Origin of the sequence: Aliterella atlantica CENA595 (genome assembly GCF_000952155.1) — a bacterium.
Classification (GTDB): domain Bacteria; phylum Cyanobacteriota; class Cyanobacteriia; order Cyanobacteriales; family Chroococcidiopsidaceae; genus Aliterella; species Aliterella atlantica.
The window spans coordinates 40,668-55,793 of the sequence record NZ_JYON01000034.1 but is presented as its reverse complement, the minus strand read 5'-3'; the positions used below and the strand labels follow the sequence as shown (position 1 = coordinate 55,793).

Genomic DNA, 15,126 nt, shown 5'->3' with positions numbered 1-15,126 from the left:
ATCTCTAACTGCTGTAGAAGATACACTATGCCAGGCTTTGAATCAACTTAATGCACAGCCAGAAAGTTTACGCTCAATGACCTTTTTCCCTCATTTGAAAATTACGCTCTAGAACGCGATTTGGTATAAATAAAGTTTTTGGACTTGTTCTACCTGAGATGTAGCTTGAATATCAGTTGTCGTTTTCTTCCTTGATTATTAAGGCAGCTATTGCCAATGCCATTACTGAACCAGCTATTTCTAAACTGAATAGAGACTTTAAATCTTGATTCAATTTTTTAGTTTGTGCCTCTTCAATTGCAACAGTATTCTTGCTAATTGATTCCTTAATTGCACCAGGCATCAATGAATTATCAGGCTGACTTTTAAGGTAGGCTAAATTAGCCTGCAAATCTTTGTATTCAAAGGATTGAGCCAAATGATTAGTCTTTAAAAAGCTTACTACTTTGACTAATTCTGGTTCTGCTACCCCAATTGTTCCAGCAGTTCCTACTCTTTCTAAGAAAACCCTGCACTCTTGAGTATATCGCTGGTACTCTTGAACGGCATCGATAGCTCCTGGCAGATGCTTCTTCATGCCATATCCCAGTGTAATTGTACTAGCTATTGCTATGACAATAGCCGCAGCTTTTGGGTAGGAGGTATTGTTTGCCAGTGCCTTAATATTCATTGCTAGTTTCTGTCTTAAAGTCACTTTCTTCCAGTCATCACAGTATTCACTTTGTTTGCCCTGTGGGTGTACAGCACAGTGTATTGAGCTTTTTCCGAAGTAGTAAACGCATTGTTCGCATGGGGTTTGTTTTGTTGCAGTATTGTTTTTCAATCCACTTTCTCCCTTTGCTCCTTTAATAAAATAGTGTTTCACTTATTCTTTTGCCAAATGCGACAGCCAGAACAAAAATTCGCGTCCAGCCCAATAGTTAATTGGGTTTCACATACAGTACACTTGGGGATTTCTACTCGTCTGATATCGCAGCCACCGAATACATCGCTTCGATGTTTTTGTACGAGGAGTGCTATCAGATTTCGGTGACAGAAGGCTCCCTGATGCTCCCAGCACAACAGCGTTTGATTTGTTTTAGCATCCAGACTCTTCAGCCAAGATGAAACCTGCTGCCAAGACTCTTTCAGTTGCAGCCGATAGCGCTGACAATATGCCTCTTCGTCAATACTTTTGGCTTTCCAATCCTTGAGCAACTGGGCATTAGGCGCAAGGAAATCTAGAGCGCCGTCAACTCTGAAGCCTTTGGGAACGCTGCGGGAAATCGATAACAGAACGCCGTGATGATGTTCCGGCTCAAAGTACGAGGCTGTATACAGCATATTCCAGGGGTTTTAAAAAAGTTACTTGCTATGTGTTGAAGGACAAAACCTACTTACCTTGGGAACGGAACTGCAAATGCTGGATTCGATAGTTCGCTCTCCTGAAGTATTGTCGCAAAACTGCCTGTCCTTGCAGCTTTGCTTTTGGGTAAACTTGTTGGTAGTGCTTGAGGAAAAATTTTAATTCTTCTAAGCTTTTCTGTTTGAGAAACGTTGTTTCTGGCATTGTTATTTATTCCTTGTGCATGACAAAACCAGGGACTAGATAGTGTTTCTAGACCCTGGTTTCTCTACTTTTGTCTGCCCTTCTAAATACTGTGTGCCAACTGTGGCGATTGCTGCTCCGGCTGCCCTACTCGCCCATGTGCGGCATCGATCTTCACAATCGCTTTTGCTATTACATCTTGCCAGTTTACTTGTTCTGGGTAAGGCGCGAATACCGCTTGCCCTGATGCTGGATTGTAGATGCGGCAGAATAGCACCTGCTCTGTATCTCCAGCTTCTACAGAGATTGTTATTGGCTGGGCAAATGTGGCAACTGGTAGTCTGGAAAGAGTGTAGAGTAGCCCTTTAGCAAATAGGGTTTCTAGCCCAGATTGAATGACGTAATTGCGCTCTGCTCTGATATGCAGGTTTACCTTATGATCTGGTTTACCACGAAATTCTTTTTCCTCAATTTCTAGCTTTTCAACGATGCCTGTTAGAGCGTGCAAGGCGATCGGTTCGTGTGCTTTCTTTGCCCCATCCCAGAAGTACCATAAACACTCAGGATACTGGCGGTTTGCATATATGTATCGGGCTTTCGGTGGATGTCCAAAGCCTAATGGCTGTTTTGATGCTCGTAATTCTTCAAGAATTGCCTGCAAGTATGCGTTACTGTCTGGGTATGAATCCATTTTTAACCTCCTGTGATTGCTTCAATAGTGCGATCGCTTTGCACTGTTAACTCTTGCCTTTAAATCCTTTGAGCAAGCCCAGGCTTTTGCCGCATCCACCGAAACAATGCTGGCATCACCTGGTAGTTTTGCTGTAGGAAGTCCTGATATCGCTCTGGTAATCGACCAGTCAAGCAGACCAATTCCTCATAGTCCAAACCCAAGTAGTACGCTAGTTGTTGGATTACGTACTCCTTGGGCGGGTATTCTGTGGCATCGCTTTCTAGCTTGGATAAATATGTAAAGTCGATCTCCACAAGCCTTGCCAGGTCGCGCTGGCTATATCCTTTGTCTGCTCGTGCAGTGCGGATGATCTGACCAAAGGTTGGGTTCATTGCTGCGTCGGGATGACGAGCGCAATGTTGTACTCGTCGTTAAGCCAATGACTTTTGCAAATGCGGATGAACTTCAATTTCTCACCCAAGGTTGTCGTGTAGTAGAAGCGATCTTGGCTGCCCTCGTCCTGGTGGATTAGCAGTTCTTCTAAATGACGCAAATCCTGTATCTTTAAGTCCAGGCGTTTGCTCAATCTGCAAGGCTGGTCGTCGCTCATTATTCCTCCTGTCTACCCAAAGCTGCTGCTGACGCGATCTCAAAGGCTGCATCAGTTGGTTCCTCAATCAAACATTATTCCTAACAACCAGTCAGTTGAATCAAAGTCAACTCTAGTTTTTTTACAGAACTCTTTTGCTTTTGCAAGTTCTGTACCAAAGTCTTCCAGATTTAAGCTAACCTTCATTGCTTTTGGTTTTTCAAGCAGCCAACAATATTTAGTTAACAGCAAGTAATACTCTCTAGAATTGCCAGCTTTGATAAACATTACGGGTAGCGTACTTGCAAATTGTTCTCTTTGTTCGGGGTCGGCATCAAATATTTCGCCAGGCGGTAAATACTCCGTTTGTTGCGATACGTACTCTAGAAAGTCGCAGTCAAACTCCTCAAAACTTTCCTCTATCCAAGGAGTTCGTTTGTAATCCAGTACAATTCCGTACCCGAAAATAGCTTTAATATCTATACCCATTATTTCTCCTCACTTCTATTGCTCCTGCCATCTCTAGCAGCATTGGGGACAGGGGTACAGTTAAGAGTTGAAAACTGCTCGGTATAGTTGTCATAGGCTTGCCTGCAACTCCAATAAGTCATTGGGATCGTCGTCGAAGCAATACTCAGACGCAGCAATCTGCCCTGCGATCGCTGGCAATTGCCCGTAACAAATGGGGGCAGCAAACTCACACGCCCTGCCAAATTCCCAGTTCCCAGCCTGGGGCAAACGTCCCTCAGGGAAGGACATGGTCATTAAGCCTAAGTTAGTTTGAGTAGGTATGTTATATCCATCTCCTACTAATGCGTAGGAGACGCAGTGTTCGCGAATCGAGGGACCACCGTATCCGCCAGAAAAACCTGTTACTAGATAACTAACGCTATTTGCAAGAGCCGCGTGGCGAAACTGGCTAGCATCGGGATGTTGGGCTTTGCCCCATTCCAATGCTTGTTTTAAAATTTCTGGCATTTCCACCTTAGATTTTCTCCTCATGTTCTTCCTCTAAATAAAGTTGAGATGTTCTTTTCATTAGTTGGACAAGAGCAGCATTAACTTCCGACTTGTCTAGATTTTGTTCCTGTAATTCTAATGAAAGAGAGATGGCAGATAGAAATCCTTGATAAAAGTCTTTTGTTTCTCCAGGAGTAATATGTCGATCTACTGCTTTTTCTAAGTGTGAAAGTATGTTTTGGGGAATTTTACGATGTTCCTCAATTACAGCAATCATGCTTTGAGCTTTATCTGCTTCAATTTTATACATTTGGGCTGTACCTTATTGTTCAATTTTTTGACAACTCATCCAATTAGGCTTGGGATATTCATTCCTCTGAAACCATACCCTATCCTCTTCAATCTCCAGGCTTCCAGGAGGTAAATCTAAAACATACCCCTTATGCATAGAACCAGCGTGTTCTACTGGTTCTATCTCACTAGCCTTTGCTATAGCTTCGGCTTCGGTTGGACAAAACCCGAAGATGGTCAATCCTTGGGCGTATGCCCAAATAACTTCGCTGTTGTGCATTTTGTCTCCTGGTGATTCTGTAATGATTTGCTCTACTTCTTGCTGCATTCTACTACCTCAGCCTTCTGCAATTGCGCGATCGCTTCCTCTCGCTGCTTTTGCACAAGTTTTGCAAAGCTAAAGCCAGCTTCTTCGATGCGATTGCTTAATGCTGAGGCATAGCCATAGTCGATATACTGCTGGCAAGCTGACTCTCCATACCTAAATTTTCTCGTTAGTGCTGCTAAAGTCTCTACTTTTTCGTCCACAGTAGAGCATCTAAACCCCCACCGCGTCGCCTCCGTGTAATAAATCGAAGTTGGGTCGAAAAACTTTTCAGTATGTCCGTTGCACTGGGCAATTACACTTTTGTCGTTAACCTTAGATACTTTATAACCGTTGGCTAGTTCCATGCCTACTTGAGCAGCCACACTACCAATTTTAGTGCGATCGCTGTCTTGGATGACCATCAATTGCATACTTCTTCACTCCAAAACTCGTGCTTGTCAAATGCCTTGCTTAAGATTTCTGTTGCTTGTTCTTCAGTCAGAGATAATGTTTCGGTATCCTTGTCAAAATCCTCTTGGATGCTGCGATAGTACAAGTTCTGCTGCCTGTTGTGCGATTGCTAAGTTTCTATTTCTACGTAAGTTAACGGCAGAATCTTTTGTGCCAACTCTACTTGTTCTGCACTCAAATATTCCATCTCCCCTCTCCCCAGTACAACCAAAGCAGAAAATGCTGTATTCAACAGATCCTTCTCTGAGTCTGGCAAAAGCTCAACCAACGCCAGTAGCATAGGCGATCGCCTTGGTGCAGTCGCAATCATCCTGGCAAACGTTGGTGCGTCCAAAGTTCCCACAATTGCATCTGTAAGGTTGTTCAAGGCTGCGTACTGCTGCCTTATCTGTTGAGTTATTTGCTTCCTGGTTGGACAATTGCCAGTCAGTAAGTTTTCGTTCGCTCTCTCAAAAGCTTGTGTGGACTTCGTTAGAGACAACTGCGCTCTCTTTAGTAGCGTCGCATAGATCGCTATCTCATCCTGTGCTACGTCCATGTGCGCTAGCGCTGGATTTGCGTTAGTTTCGCTCATTGTTTTACTCCCGCTTGGCTTAGTATCGGCTGCATTTTAGCTGGCTGCTTTGCCCGTCCGTTACCGTTAGTATTCGGCAATTGCACTTGCTGATGATTCTTTTGCCGAGGCGCTTGTACTGTGACTTTACTGCTGCAACTAAACTCGAATTTAGGATCTGCTAGCCACCACACTTGCGAAATGAATGCTACGAAGCTGTCGGCAATTTGTTCGCATTTGGCAAAATCTATCTCGTCGCCAATCACATCAATATCTAACGTAATCCTTTGTTTGCGCTGCCTATTGATCGCTGTCGTTTGAAAATCCATGATGTTTTTCCAGTAAATTTGTTGTTATTTGCTATTTGACAAATCACCCTTAACCCCAGACTTGAGTAATGCTTTAAACAAAGCAATCTGTGCGAACGGGACTAAAAAAGCAATTGCACACATTAGTAATGCTGGAGATGCGCTACTTTCCATCTGTTAGCCTCCAATAATTATTGAAGATTCAGCATTAACTTTCACGCTCAAAGCTGGCTAGTGCTGCATCTTTTGCTTGGTGGTAGTATTTCTGTTCCCTACTATGGCAGCCTACAATCTGGCACATTGTATTAATGATAAAAACTCCTAGCTATTGGTATAACTAAGAGTTTTATAATGCAATAATTTATTTGTGCTGCTAAATATTACTTCTCTAATGCTGCCAAAATCTGTTGTTTACTAATTACAGGGTCGTGGGACAAGATTGTGACATCACTACGGATTTCCGCAAGTTCTTTAACAATCTCTTTAATCGAGCGCCCTTTACCTTTTTCTTGCTGAATATAGTCTTGAATTTGATCGATGTCTATTTCTTTAAGGTTCATACAAATTCTCCCTCCGAATTAATAATGAAAAGGTGCTTTATAGATTCACTATCGCAACTTTTAGCCCGTACAAATAAAAATCCGCCGTCCACAAGTAAATTGTAAATACAAAATCTCATCTGGGCTAGGCTACTGACGCGATCGCATAGTATTAACCACTGGATGCTGTTTGGGGTATCAAACATGATTGATGCAAGCTTCCTCATAAAGTTTCTTGACTCTGTTTGGCTCCTCTAAACGGTTGGCGCTGCATCTAACCAGATTTCCCCAACATTCATAGTTAGGTATAGGTTTTCGATCGTGTACGTCCAACCCGACCAATATTCGCTAGTAATATACTTGATGGCGATGACTTGGGCAACTTCTCCGCGCAGCCTACATCCGCTACGGGCATTACATTTGACGTGCGTTCCTAGTTGAAATTTTGGGATAGAGAGATTTTGAGTATTATCAATTTGAGTCATTCGACAATCTCCTCATTGATTTGTAGCTGGCACAGTTGATCGCACCAGCTAGACGAGTGGCTATTTGCTACTGAGCCAAGGCAATCTCTTTCCAAGCCGAAGTAGGTAATGACAGCACCCTACTACCATCGCGCTCTAAATCTGTTGCCCGTTCGTAGTCGTCTAAGTCCTGGCTAGTTCGGGTAATTGCGTTAAGCATTCCATAGGCGGATAAATCCCCACCTTGAATTAGGTGTTGCAATACCCCAGAACTTTCCCCAGCATTAAAGTTGAAGCGCTGGGAAACAAGTTCTACAGCTTTTACTGGGTTGCCCTCTATCTTCTGCTCTGTTGCTTCCCTCATCCTCTGCACGATTGTCGAGAACTTGGCAATATCTACCGCCGCTCGTACTGTGTCTTGCACCTTGAGGAAAAACGCGCGGTCATCAGCCTTGAGTGTTTCATCCCTGTACAACTCCAAAGCTTCATCTGACTCAGCATTTCTGCCTACGTGGTAGCGCTTCTGGCTGTGGTCTTGAGCTATCATGCCATTCGCGCAAATAAGGCGGTAGATTAGGGGTTCTACCTTCAACGAACCCAAGCCTACCTCGGAATTTGAGATCACCATTCCCGCTTGGACTACATCACCTTTCTTAACTTCTAACTCGACACGCTCGTTAATTACTTTGACGTACATCCGAGACGCTGTAAGTTCGGTACTGATAATCTTTAGTCCTTCGCCCATTTCCTTGAGAACGGGCAAAACTGCTTCAGCCAAGTCGTAATTATCTAGGCGGCGGTAACGTTCGCTCAAATAAGCCCTCATCTGTCCGTCTAACGTCCGCACCATGCGTCTTTCTGGCTTTTGATAGAACCATTCGTTGACGTTCGCTGCCAGTAGTTCTGGCGCTGAAGAACGCATCCTTTGATAGTATTTGGCGGGGATGTCTAGCCGTGATGCTATCTGGCTGTGTGCAATGTCTGTAATTGCCAACTCCTGGCGGGTATCACTTTCTATTGCCATCTCGCCTGTATCGGTCATCTTCAGTAGTTCAGTGCTGGCGATGTAGTCTCTCTTCGATTCCGATTGTCTTTCGAGTTCTAGAGCTAGTTCGCTGAGGGTCTTGCCTGCTTTCATGATTGAGAAATCCTTTAGTAAGTGAGTAGAAAGGGCGCTCAGTGTGAAGTGCAGAGCGCCTGATGATGTAGTGCAGTCTTTCTATTGCTTAAAATGGTGCAGTTACAGTAAGTTGAGGGCAGGCTGTATCACCGCTAGCTCTTGCCTTTCCCAGTAGGGTGCAATTGCCTTGGCTCAACGTCCCGACTGACTGGTAATAATCGCATTGCCCACAAGTCAGAGGGGCAACAATTGGCTTATCATCGGTTGCATCCGGCTCATGGCGGTATTCTGTATATTGAGCGCCGAATGCTTCTATCACTTGAAGTTCTATGTATGGCATCGCTATTACCCTGCGTATGCCGCTAACACTCTCTCCCGATGCTCCTGCTGAAACTTCTTACTAGCGATTGCCTTCTGTGCCAACTGCTCGGCTTTTTCGTGGGTTGATGCTTTCCCTACAATGCGATCGCCCACCCATACTTTGTACCAGTATTCACCATCGTATCTCACCACCCAAGAAGGTGCGGTAGGAGTTTTTGTCTGCTGTGGGGTTGGGGTGCTACTGTAGCCTTTTAGGTAGCCTTTAGAATATTGGCACTCGGCTTGAGCGCATATCGGCGGCAGGCGTTTGGCTGCATCAAGTTTGCCGTGTTCAAATCCTTGCTTGTACTCGGTTTCTTCCTTAAATAGTGGTTGCTGTACTTCGTCCTCTGCGTCTAGCACCCATTCTTCTGTATATGAACCGCTATTCGGTTTGACTAGCAGCCATACTCTACCATCGAGGTAAACGTCTTTATCTACTACCTCCATTATCGGAGTGAACGGGATGCAAATGCGATCGCCAATGTTTACTGCTGTCGTTGCTCTATCCCAGGTTTTAGGGGTAGATACTTGATTGTTGACCGCTTCTACTGTTTGAACTTCAGTTAGTTGTGTCATCATATTGTTAGTAATTTTTTAGTTGTTGCCCCAGTCAGTTAGTCGCTGCTGGGGCTTTTTGTTTGGCTTAGGCTATAGTTTCTTCCACCAGGGCATCTCATCAGCGTTCATCCCCTCGCGGGGCTACCTGGCTCGTCTCTCGTCTGGTGGGTGCTAGGCTGACCTTCGTTTCCAGTTCCACTGTTGTCTAGCCAACAGCAACCTTATTCCTTTGTCTATTCATTTTGGCTCGGTCGTTGAATCGGAAGTGAGATTCTGGATTCCGTTGCGGGTGGGGGCTTCTCTCTTTCCCTTTGCCTCATACTACTAATATACCCTCAATGCACTACTATTGTCAATATATTAATAATACTTTTTCGGGTAACAACTATTCTAATATTAGTAATAAAGTGCTAATATACGTTTAGCAGTAACATTAAAGGATTGAGAACATGACTATAGACTCTATGCCATTGAGGAATCGCGTTAAAGAACTTGTAGATAATCTAGGAATTAGCCGCTATCAATTTTGTAAAGACACTGGTCTAACACAGAACACAGGCTACCGACTATATAAAGATGCTGATTATATTCCTGGCTCTGATGCTTTGTTGAAAATTTGTAAGGCTTATAAAATCCAGCCAGGAGTTTTGATTGAATACATCCCTGAAGAAGATGACGGCAACCAAAAAGCGCTTAATAAACAAGAGCAGCCTACTGAGTCGATGCCGCAATGGAAATCGGCTTCTGCTAATCAAGTCAAGCACCGTCGCACCCGCTCTTTCCTTTCTGTTGTTCCCAAAGTACAGGAATCTGCCTAAGCTGTCATTTTCTCTGTACTGCTTTTTCTATACAGGTTTGGAGTCTAAGTCAAATTGAAAGCGGTATAAGTGAAAAATTAAAGGAGACACCATGACTACTAAAACTTTTACCGCCGTTATTCACAAAGAAGAAGACATATATGTTGCTAACTGCCCTGAAGTTGGCACAGTTAGTCAAGGGGAAAACGTAGAAGAAGCGATCGCTAACCTTAAAGAAGCGACCGAGCTTTACCTAGAGGAATTCCCCTTGCCTGACAACAATCTGCCTATTACTACTACCTTCGAGGCTAACTATGCCCAGACTGCCTAGAATCTCTGGGCAAGAGGCGATTCGTGCTTTGGAGCGTCTAGGTTTTGTCCAGGTGAGGCAAAGGGGTAGTCATGTAGTTCTCAAGAAGTTAACGCCTGAAAGTACAGTAGGATGCGTTGTACCCCTGAGCCAACAATTAGCAATCGGAACGTTAGCAGGTATTCTCCGCCAAGCCCAAATAACAACTGAAGAATTTATCGCAAATCTTTGAAGCGATCGCCCTGTCTGGAAAACACGCGATCGCCTAGTTGCACCTTAACCATTGACGAAAAGGTTACAGCCTTATGGAATTTTCGCATGAATTAGCACTAGCTATAGTTCAATCAACTGATGAGTTTCCGATAGATTTCGATACTGCTTGGAAATGGATTGGCTACTCAACCAAGCAGAAGGCTAAGAATAAGTTAACCAATAACTTTGAGCAGGAAATAGACTATTTAACCAAATGGGTGAAAACTCCACAGGGCGGTCGTCCTAGCGAATACATCAGCTTAACCCTTGACTGCTTTAAGTGTCTAGGCATGATGGCTGGCACTGGGCAGGGTAAAGAAGTACGCCGCTATTTTCTTGAATGCGAACGGATTGCCAAGAAAGCAGCAGAAATCATCCCAGTCCAATCAGCAAGGATTCGAGAACTGGAGCTTGAGCTTCAGCTAGCACAAGCTCAAGCCGCTGCTGCCCAGAGTCAGGAAAGACTGATGCAAGCGACAAATGCGATCGCTGCTTTGCATGGCTCTGGTCTAGTGGAGCTAGTTCTTGGCAAACCAGATGCAGTTATTACCCGCACCGAAGTAGTTGAGAAGACCATCGCTGTCGATGCCAAAACTGGACGAGTCAAGAGCCAAAGTGACGGTCTAACCATCGGCTATTTAACTAAGCGCCTGGGCTTCAAAAATAACGAGCAGACTTGGCAGTGGCTTAACTCTGTGCAACTAGGTAAAGATTCTGGTGCTTGGTCAAAAGAATTAACGGCTCACCCTACCCTGAAGCTACCCCGACATCTCCTGCCCCAAATCCAACGCTTGTTTGCCTATCAAGTAGGCAATCGTCAGCTTTTGCTTGGGGAAGGGGGCGGCAGATGAGACAGCTAACCCGTTTCTTTTTCCAATTAGCTTCTGTTGCGATTGCGCTTCGCGCAGTGCTGGAAGCAATCGCATTGACCAAGGAGGTAAGCAAATGACGACCTCTCTTGCTCCTCATCCCTTGCTCATCCCGCCAGACTTAGCTAAGGAAATTGGCTTGCACGAAGCTGTTATTCTTCAGCAAATCCACTATTGGTTAGGAAAGTCAAATCACCTGATTAACGGCTACCTATGGATTTACAATACCTATCAAGCTTGGCAAGAGCAATTTCCCTTCTTGAGTCTATCTGCAATCCGTAGAGCGATCGCACGACTAGAAGGATTAAATTTGCTCAAGACCGAGCGGTTCGATAAGCAACGCTGGAACCAGACAAAGTGGTACAGCATTAACTACCAACGGCTGGAAGTATTGATTTCTAGCATTTGTTCAAATCGGACAGATCGATCTGCTCGAATTGAACACCTCGATAGTGCTATTTTGAGCAGTTCATCTACAGAGACTACGGCATTTACTACTTCTAAAACTACCTCTCTTACCAGCCAGGAGAGGGAAGAAGAAAAGCGATCGGACAAGGCGGTTATTGCTAGATCCTATACTTCGCTGTTAGCCAAAAACGAAATGGCAAGTAAGGAGCCGATAGATTTAGATCGGGATCATCTTTCCGCCCCTGGCGATCGTGTCCAAAATGATTTTGATGGTTTGCCCTGTAAAGAATCCTCTGTAGACTCGCCTGCTTCTGTCCAATCTACGCCCACTAAACAAACTAAATGCTTACCTCCACCTATCTCAGCAAATCAGCCTTCTCAGCCCACTAGCGCTCGTACAGATAAAGCAACAATGGGCGAGTCAGCGCTTGAATCTCCTGCCCGTACTCAATTACTAACCAAGCTATCAGCGCTGACTAATGAATCAGTAGATAGCCTGCGCCTTAACAATATCCTTGCTTCTGCACTTGACCGTTATCCAGACAAGGTTGATGATGCTTTTGAGTATTTTCAGCAGGCAAGTTCTACTTGGAAAAATAAACCAGGGATTGGCTTGTTCGTTCATGCCGTCAAATCTGGGCAAAAACCATCCTTGACTAAACCAGGTAGCGGATGGAAGGAGTGGGCTGACGAAGCTGTTAAACGCCGCTTAATGGAATATTCGCATTCACACGATGGCGACATTTTGGTGCATTTTGTTGGCGGTGTTTCTAAGCTGTGGAGCCAACTGAGATCGTTGCCTTGGTCGGAGGTTGAGCTTATTGCGGCTGGAGGAATAAGATGAGCGATTGTCCCCAAGCTCTTAAAGAGCGTATTGCCGAACTGGAAGCAGAACTAAGGGATGTTTAGCTCTTTCCTCGTGCAATTAAGTATCCTTTAGCCTAGAACTGAGAACTCAGAAGGAGCTATGGCTTGGGTGTGCTGTACACATCTGGTAGCACTAGCGGTCGGATCGCGTCTGCCAATAGCATCTCGAAACCGAGCGGATTATTGCCGCCAACAATGTTCTCGATTAGCTTACCATTACGAAAGCGCATAATATGAGTTTCAATCATAGGTACTTCAATTCCAGTGGGCGACACGCCAAACATTTCTCCAGTATGAGTGGCGTAAGCATCAAACATGACTACTACGCGTTCGCCATCGGCAGATGCAAAGATGTCAGTAATCGTAAGACGACCGTTTGTGAAGGCTGAACCGAACTTCGTTAATATGCTTCGATACTCTTGTTTACCGTCAATGAATCCATTTGGCTTTAGCCCCGTAGAAATCCTTATATTCTCGTCTACGATCTCGTCAAAAGCGGCGGGGTTGTGACCACCAAGTACGCCTTCAACGAAGCGGCGGGCAATGGTAATGTTATCATTTTGCATTTGTATTAGCTCCTTTGTTCCAAAACTGGCTTGTCACTGTTGAACATATCGGCGGCGATTTTCCATTCACCGTCAACCTTAATTAGCAGAAAAAAGTATTTGCCTTTATCTTTGAACTCTCCCTGCGGAGTATCCATGCTTAATTCGTAAGCACCGATTTCGGTTGCCATATCACCTAACTTACTAACCATGATGTTATCGGTTGTATGAACGAGGCTTATATTTTGAGCTTGAAAAAGTCGTTCGTAGGTTTCTCTAACAGCAATAGTGCCGATGGAACGAGCATCATTAGGCGGAAGCCACAAGGTATCAGTGGCATAGAGCGCAACCATTCCAGATAGATTTTTAGTTGCGCTCATTTCATTCCAACGTTTACTAAAATTGCGGATAGTTTCAATCATTACGCTATTCATAGTTCACGCTAACTCAATTTAATTAATGATTCGTCGTGGCTGAATATCTTTATATGACTACCAATTTAGTTCGATCGCTCCGCCAGACTTCCGCATTTCAGCGAAGAATTTACCTTGCGCTCCGCCCTCTGGCAAGGTAGCAAGATATACCGCAGTTTCAGCACCCTCTTCAGGGGTGAATGGCGCATTTTCGCCACCCATATCAGTTTGCATCCAACCAGGTGAGTAGGCATTCACTAAAATATTAGTTTCTTGTAGCTCCTTTGCCAGAATTACTGTCACTCCATTCAGTCCAAGCTTAGACAATCGGTAGGATGGAGCAAGGGGATAATTGTCATTTGGTGTAGCGGTAAGCGATGCCATCTCCGTTGAAATATTCACGATGCGTCCATAGTTTTGCTCTTTCATCAACCCAATTAATGCTTGAGAAATGCGGGCGACAGCCAGAGCATTCGTAGCAAAGGTTGAGAGCATAGTCTCAAGTTTTACGGTCAATACACTAGATTCTTCGATCTGCCTTGTTGGATTGACTCCAGCATTGTTGATCAAAATGTCAACTTTGCCATACATTTGCTTCAACCATGCTGTAAATGCTTGCACGCTTTCTTCATTGGTGACATCTAGGCTATGGTAGTCAGCACTCACGCCTTCTTGAGCTAGTTTTTCTTGAGCTACGCGACCTTCTACTTCACCGCGACTTGTCACAATAACCTGTATTCCTTGAGTTTGACCTAGTTTTTTGGCGATCGCATAGCCCAAACCCCGATTACTTCCCGTGATTACCGCGACTCTAGATTGCTTTGTCATGATATTTATTATTCAATCTTGAGTTCACCGTATCAAAATCATATACATTAATCAAATCGATTATAAAGATAGTAGTTATCAATGAAATCAATTGATTTAGCAGCACTTGACTTAAATTTGTTGGTTGCCTTTGAATCGCTATTTCAAGAACGAAGTGTGACGGTAGCGGCTCAACGCCTATATTTAGGTCAACCTGCCATGAGTGCAGCTTTGGGACGCTTAAGAATTTTATTTAACGATGATTTGTTTATTCGAGTGGGTCGAGAAATGCAACCGACTACTAAAGCAATGGCGATCGCACCTGGTATTTTCACCGCACTGCATCAAATTCGGCACACAATCCAATCTAGTCAAGACTTCGATCCGGCATCCGAGCGGCGAGACTTTGCGCTCGGTAGTACCGATTACACGAGTTTTGTAGTGCTGCCAAAGTTGATTTCCCACTGCTGCGAAGTCGCACCGAACTTGAACTTTAGAACGATCGGCTTTGAGAAAGACACTGTAGGTGATTTGTTGGAGACAGGAGCAATCGATTTAGCGCTTGGTGTTTTTCCAAATCCACCTCGACAAACGATTTGTACTCCTCTATTTCAAGAGCATTTTGTGGGCATTGCTCGCAAAAATCATCCCCAGATAGTGCAAAAGCCCATCTCCTTGGAACTATTTGCAAACCTCCCTCATGCACTAACTACAATTCGACGAGATACCACAGGTGAAGTCGATTTTGCTTTAGCATCCCATAGCTTACAGCGTCGCGTTTTACTAACCGTTCCGCATATGTTAGTTTTGCCGTCGATCGTTGCCTCAACCGAGCTAATCACTTCCCTGCCTTCTCGAATAACAAATTATTCTTCTAAACTTAATGAAATTGAAGTCTTTGAGCTTCCAGTCGAGATCCAACAGTGGACAGTCTCAATGCTGTGGAGTAAATTGACTGACAAAGACTCTGCAAGCTGCTGGTTGCGCCAAACTCTGCAAATGTTATGCAAACAAATTTGATTTCCATGCGAGTGTTCGACTACCACAATTTTAGTTCATCACTTAAAATTTAAGCTGACTGACCAACTCTTTGCTAAGTTTAGTTTTTTCTAAATTCGTATAGTCAACAAGAAA

27 protein-coding genes are annotated in these 15,126 nt (G+C 44.3%); 6 read left to right on the top strand and 21 right to left on the bottom strand.

All coding sequences use genetic code 11. The features are described from left to right. Positions 1 to 172: 172 nt before the first annotated feature. The 18 genes from UH38_RS22100 to UH38_RS22015 form a co-directional block, all read right to left on the bottom strand. A complete protein-coding gene (locus tag UH38_RS22100; protein ID WP_160296012.1) occupies positions 173 to 694 on the bottom strand; it encodes a hypothetical protein in 522 nt (173 codons plus the stop codon). Between the two features lie 167 nt (positions 695 to 861). Further along, on the bottom strand, positions 862 to 1,323 hold the full coding sequence (locus UH38_RS22095) for a DUF488 family protein, N3 subclade (protein ID WP_045056851.1): 462 nt from the start codon (positions 1,321 to 1,323) through the stop codon (positions 862 to 864). Positions 1,324 to 1,372: 49 nt separating this feature from the next. Further along, positions 1,373 to 1,549: a hypothetical protein gene (locus tag UH38_RS26935; RefSeq protein WP_160296011.1), complete on the bottom strand. Its 177-nt coding sequence runs from the start codon at positions 1,547 to 1,549 to the stop codon at positions 1,373 to 1,375. A gap of 82 nt (positions 1,550 to 1,631) precedes the next feature. Then, positions 1,632 to 2,219: a hypothetical protein gene (locus UH38_RS22090; RefSeq protein WP_045056850.1), complete on the bottom strand. Its 588-nt coding sequence runs from the start codon at positions 2,217 to 2,219 to the stop codon at positions 1,632 to 1,634. Between the two features lie 59 nt (positions 2,220 to 2,278). Further along, a complete protein-coding gene (locus UH38_RS22085) occupies positions 2,279 to 2,593 on the bottom strand; it encodes a helix-turn-helix domain-containing protein (RefSeq protein ID WP_045056849.1) in 315 nt (104 codons plus the stop codon). Then, positions 2,590 to 2,811: a hypothetical protein gene (locus tag UH38_RS22080; protein WP_045056848.1), complete on the bottom strand. Its 222-nt coding sequence runs from the start codon at positions 2,809 to 2,811 to the stop codon at positions 2,590 to 2,592. The genes UH38_RS22085 and UH38_RS22080 overlap by 4 nt, the downstream gene beginning before the upstream one ends. A gap of 63 nt (positions 2,812 to 2,874) precedes the next feature. Then, positions 2,875 to 3,279: a hypothetical protein gene (locus UH38_RS22075; RefSeq protein ID WP_045056847.1), complete on the bottom strand. Its 405-nt coding sequence runs from the start codon at positions 3,277 to 3,279 to the stop codon at positions 2,875 to 2,877. Positions 3,280 to 3,369: 90 nt separating this feature from the next. Beyond that, positions 3,370 to 3,792 (bottom strand): hypothetical protein, encoded by a 423-nt coding sequence (locus UH38_RS22070; protein WP_144405749.1) that lies wholly within the window; start codon positions 3,790 to 3,792, stop codon positions 3,370 to 3,372. Next, on the bottom strand, positions 3,776 to 4,060 hold the full coding sequence (locus tag UH38_RS22065) for a hypothetical protein (protein WP_045056845.1): 285 nt from the start codon (positions 4,058 to 4,060) through the stop codon (positions 3,776 to 3,778). The genes UH38_RS22070 and UH38_RS22065 overlap by 17 nt, the downstream gene beginning before the upstream one ends. A gap of 12 nt (positions 4,061 to 4,072) precedes the next feature. After that, positions 4,073 to 4,369 (bottom strand): hypothetical protein, encoded by a 297-nt coding sequence (locus UH38_RS22060; RefSeq protein ID WP_045056844.1) that lies wholly within the window; start codon positions 4,367 to 4,369, stop codon positions 4,073 to 4,075. Next, complete coding sequence (locus UH38_RS22055) at positions 4,354 to 4,779, bottom strand: hypothetical protein (protein ID WP_045056843.1); 426 nt, start codon at positions 4,777 to 4,779, stop codon at positions 4,354 to 4,356. The genes UH38_RS22060 and UH38_RS22055 overlap by 16 nt, the downstream gene beginning before the upstream one ends. Positions 4,780 to 4,928: 149 nt before the next feature. Then, positions 4,929 to 5,393 carry a hypothetical protein gene (locus UH38_RS22050; protein WP_045056842.1) on the bottom strand — a complete coding sequence of 155 codons (465 nt, stop codon included), beginning with the start codon at positions 5,391 to 5,393 and terminating at the stop codon, positions 4,929 to 4,931. After that, positions 5,390 to 5,701 (bottom strand): hypothetical protein, encoded by a 312-nt coding sequence (locus tag UH38_RS22045; protein WP_045056841.1) that lies wholly within the window; start codon positions 5,699 to 5,701, stop codon positions 5,390 to 5,392. Before UH38_RS22045 ends, UH38_RS22050 begins: the two co-directional genes overlap by 4 nt. Positions 5,702 to 6,060: 359 nt before the next feature. After that, positions 6,061 to 6,240, bottom strand: a complete 180-nt coding sequence (locus tag UH38_RS22040; RefSeq protein WP_045056840.1) for a hypothetical protein — start codon at positions 6,238 to 6,240, stop codon at positions 6,061 to 6,063. Positions 6,241 to 6,473: 233 nt separating this feature from the next. Further along, on the bottom strand, positions 6,474 to 6,704 hold the full coding sequence (locus UH38_RS22030) for a hypothetical protein (protein WP_045056838.1): 231 nt from the start codon (positions 6,702 to 6,704) through the stop codon (positions 6,474 to 6,476). 67 nt (positions 6,705 to 6,771) lie between these two features. Continuing rightward, positions 6,772 to 7,821 carry a DUF932 domain-containing protein gene (locus UH38_RS22025; protein ID WP_045056837.1) on the bottom strand — a complete coding sequence of 350 codons (1,050 nt, stop codon included), beginning with the start codon at positions 7,819 to 7,821 and terminating at the stop codon, positions 6,772 to 6,774. Positions 7,822 to 7,909: 88 nt separating this feature from the next. Then, positions 7,910 to 8,143 (bottom strand): hypothetical protein, encoded by a 234-nt coding sequence (locus tag UH38_RS22020; protein WP_045056836.1) that lies wholly within the window; start codon positions 8,141 to 8,143, stop codon positions 7,910 to 7,912. A gap of 5 nt (positions 8,144 to 8,148) precedes the next feature. Continuing rightward, the gene (locus UH38_RS22015; protein WP_082065485.1) at positions 8,149 to 8,745 is read right to left on the bottom strand and encodes a hypothetical protein; all 597 of its coding nucleotides are present in this window, start codon (positions 8,743 to 8,745) and stop codon (positions 8,149 to 8,151) included. Positions 8,746 to 9,173: 428 nt separating this feature from the next. On the opposite strand from UH38_RS22015, the gene UH38_RS25685 reads away from it, so the two are divergent. From UH38_RS25685 to UH38_RS25070, 5 genes are all read left to right on the top strand, one after another. After that, on the top strand, positions 9,174 to 9,542 hold the full coding sequence (locus UH38_RS25685) for a helix-turn-helix domain-containing protein (protein WP_072044975.1): 369 nt from the start codon (positions 9,174 to 9,176) through the stop codon (positions 9,540 to 9,542). 91 nt (positions 9,543 to 9,633) lie between these two features. After that, positions 9,634 to 9,852, top strand: coding sequence for a type II toxin-antitoxin system HicB family antitoxin (locus tag UH38_RS22005; RefSeq protein ID WP_045056834.1), 219 nt, complete (start codon positions 9,634 to 9,636; stop codon positions 9,850 to 9,852). Next, positions 9,836 to 10,063 (top strand): type II toxin-antitoxin system HicA family toxin, encoded by a 228-nt coding sequence (locus UH38_RS22000; RefSeq protein WP_045056833.1) that lies wholly within the window; start codon positions 9,836 to 9,838, stop codon positions 10,061 to 10,063. Before UH38_RS22005 ends, UH38_RS22000 begins: the two co-directional genes overlap by 17 nt. 73 nt (positions 10,064 to 10,136) lie before the next feature. Beyond that, positions 10,137 to 10,934, top strand: coding sequence for an antA/AntB antirepressor family protein (locus tag UH38_RS25680; protein WP_072044974.1), 798 nt, complete (start codon positions 10,137 to 10,139; stop codon positions 10,932 to 10,934). Between the two features lie 94 nt (positions 10,935 to 11,028). After that, entirely contained in the window at positions 11,029 to 12,204 is a 1,176-nt protein-coding gene (locus tag UH38_RS25070) for a hypothetical protein (RefSeq protein WP_052672519.1), read from the top strand. Between the two features lie 121 nt (positions 12,205 to 12,325). Here the strand turns inward: UH38_RS25070 and UH38_RS21980 are convergent, their stop codons facing one another. Genes UH38_RS21980 through UH38_RS21970 form a run of 3 tightly spaced genes read right to left on the bottom strand, consistent with a single transcriptional unit; the run spans position 12,326 to position 14,013 of the window. Continuing rightward, positions 12,326 to 12,793: an ester cyclase gene (locus UH38_RS21980; RefSeq protein ID WP_045056832.1), complete on the bottom strand. Its 468-nt coding sequence runs from the start codon at positions 12,791 to 12,793 to the stop codon at positions 12,326 to 12,328. A gap of 5 nt (positions 12,794 to 12,798) precedes the next feature. Continuing rightward, positions 12,799 to 13,206: a YybH family protein gene (locus UH38_RS21975; RefSeq protein WP_045056831.1), complete on the bottom strand. Its 408-nt coding sequence runs from the start codon at positions 13,204 to 13,206 to the stop codon at positions 12,799 to 12,801. Between the two features lie 57 nt (positions 13,207 to 13,263). Then, complete coding sequence (locus tag UH38_RS21970) at positions 13,264 to 14,013, bottom strand: SDR family oxidoreductase (protein ID WP_045056830.1); 750 nt, start codon at positions 14,011 to 14,013, stop codon at positions 13,264 to 13,266. Between the two features lie 81 nt (positions 14,014 to 14,094). Between UH38_RS21970 and UH38_RS21965 the strand changes: the two genes are divergently transcribed. Then, entirely contained in the window at positions 14,095 to 15,012 is a 918-nt protein-coding gene (locus UH38_RS21965) for a LysR family transcriptional regulator (RefSeq protein WP_045056829.1), read from the top strand. Positions 15,013 to 15,126: the final 114 nt, after the last annotated feature.

Coding starts and splice junctions, on each gene's coding strand:
- UH38_RS22095 (WP_045056851.1), bottom strand. CDS start 1,323: ATGCTGTATACAGCCTCGTACTTTGAGCCGGAACATCATCACGGCGTT.
- UH38_RS26935 (WP_160296011.1), bottom strand. CDS start 1,549: ATGCCAGAAACAACGTTTCTCAAACAGAAAAGCTTAGAAGAATTAAAA.
- UH38_RS22090 (WP_045056850.1), bottom strand. CDS start 2,219: ATGGATTCATACCCAGACAGTAACGCATACTTGCAGGCAATTCTTGAA.
- UH38_RS22085 (WP_045056849.1), bottom strand. CDS start 2,593: ATGAACCCAACCTTTGGTCAGATCATCCGCACTGCACGAGCAGACAAA.
- UH38_RS22080 (WP_045056848.1), bottom strand. CDS start 2,811: ATGAGCGACGACCAGCCTTGCAGATTGAGCAAACGCCTGGACTTAAAG.
- UH38_RS22075 (WP_045056847.1), bottom strand. CDS start 3,279: ATGGGTATAGATATTAAAGCTATTTTCGGGTACGGAATTGTACTGGAT.
- UH38_RS22070 (WP_144405749.1), bottom strand. CDS start 3,792: ATGAGGAGAAAATCTAAGGTGGAAATGCCAGAAATTTTAAAACAAGCA.
- UH38_RS22065 (WP_045056845.1), bottom strand. CDS start 4,060: ATGTATAAAATTGAAGCAGATAAAGCTCAAAGCATGATTGCTGTAATT.
- UH38_RS22060 (WP_045056844.1), bottom strand. CDS start 4,369: ATGCAGCAAGAAGTAGAGCAAATCATTACAGAATCACCAGGAGACAAA.
- UH38_RS22055 (WP_045056843.1), bottom strand. CDS start 4,779: ATGCAATTGATGGTCATCCAAGACAGCGATCGCACTAAAATTGGTAGT.
- UH38_RS22050 (WP_045056842.1), bottom strand. CDS start 5,393: ATGAGCGAAACTAACGCAAATCCAGCGCTAGCGCACATGGACGTAGCA.
- UH38_RS22045 (WP_045056841.1), bottom strand. CDS start 5,701: ATGGATTTTCAAACGACAGCGATCAATAGGCAGCGCAAACAAAGGATT.
- UH38_RS22040 (WP_045056840.1), bottom strand. CDS start 6,240: ATGAACCTTAAAGAAATAGACATCGATCAAATTCAAGACTATATTCAG.
- UH38_RS22030 (WP_045056838.1), bottom strand. CDS start 6,704: ATGACTCAAATTGATAATACTCAAAATCTCTCTATCCCAAAATTTCAA.
- UH38_RS22025 (WP_045056837.1), bottom strand. CDS start 7,821: ATGAAAGCAGGCAAGACCCTCAGCGAACTAGCTCTAGAACTCGAAAGA.
- UH38_RS22020 (WP_045056836.1), bottom strand. CDS start 8,143: ATGCCATACATAGAACTTCAAGTGATAGAAGCATTCGGCGCTCAATAT.
- UH38_RS22015 (WP_082065485.1), bottom strand. CDS start 8,745: ATGATGACACAACTAACTGAAGTTCAAACAGTAGAAGCGGTCAACAAT.
- UH38_RS25685 (WP_072044975.1), top strand. CDS start 9,174: ATGACTATAGACTCTATGCCATTGAGGAATCGCGTTAAAGAACTTGTA.
- UH38_RS22005 (WP_045056834.1), top strand. CDS start 9,634: ATGACTACTAAAACTTTTACCGCCGTTATTCACAAAGAAGAAGACATA.
- UH38_RS22000 (WP_045056833.1), top strand. CDS start 9,836: ATGCCCAGACTGCCTAGAATCTCTGGGCAAGAGGCGATTCGTGCTTTG.
- UH38_RS25680 (WP_072044974.1), top strand. CDS start 10,137: ATGGAATTTTCGCATGAATTAGCACTAGCTATAGTTCAATCAACTGAT.
- UH38_RS25070 (WP_052672519.1), top strand. CDS start 11,029: ATGACGACCTCTCTTGCTCCTCATCCCTTGCTCATCCCGCCAGACTTA.
- UH38_RS21980 (WP_045056832.1), bottom strand. CDS start 12,793: ATGCAAAATGATAACATTACCATTGCCCGCCGCTTCGTTGAAGGCGTA.
- UH38_RS21975 (WP_045056831.1), bottom strand. CDS start 13,206: ATGAATAGCGTAATGATTGAAACTATCCGCAATTTTAGTAAACGTTGG.
- UH38_RS21970 (WP_045056830.1), bottom strand. CDS start 14,013: ATGACAAAGCAATCTAGAGTCGCGGTAATCACGGGAAGTAATCGGGGT.
- UH38_RS21965 (WP_045056829.1), top strand. CDS start 14,095: ATGAAATCAATTGATTTAGCAGCACTTGACTTAAATTTGTTGGTTGCC.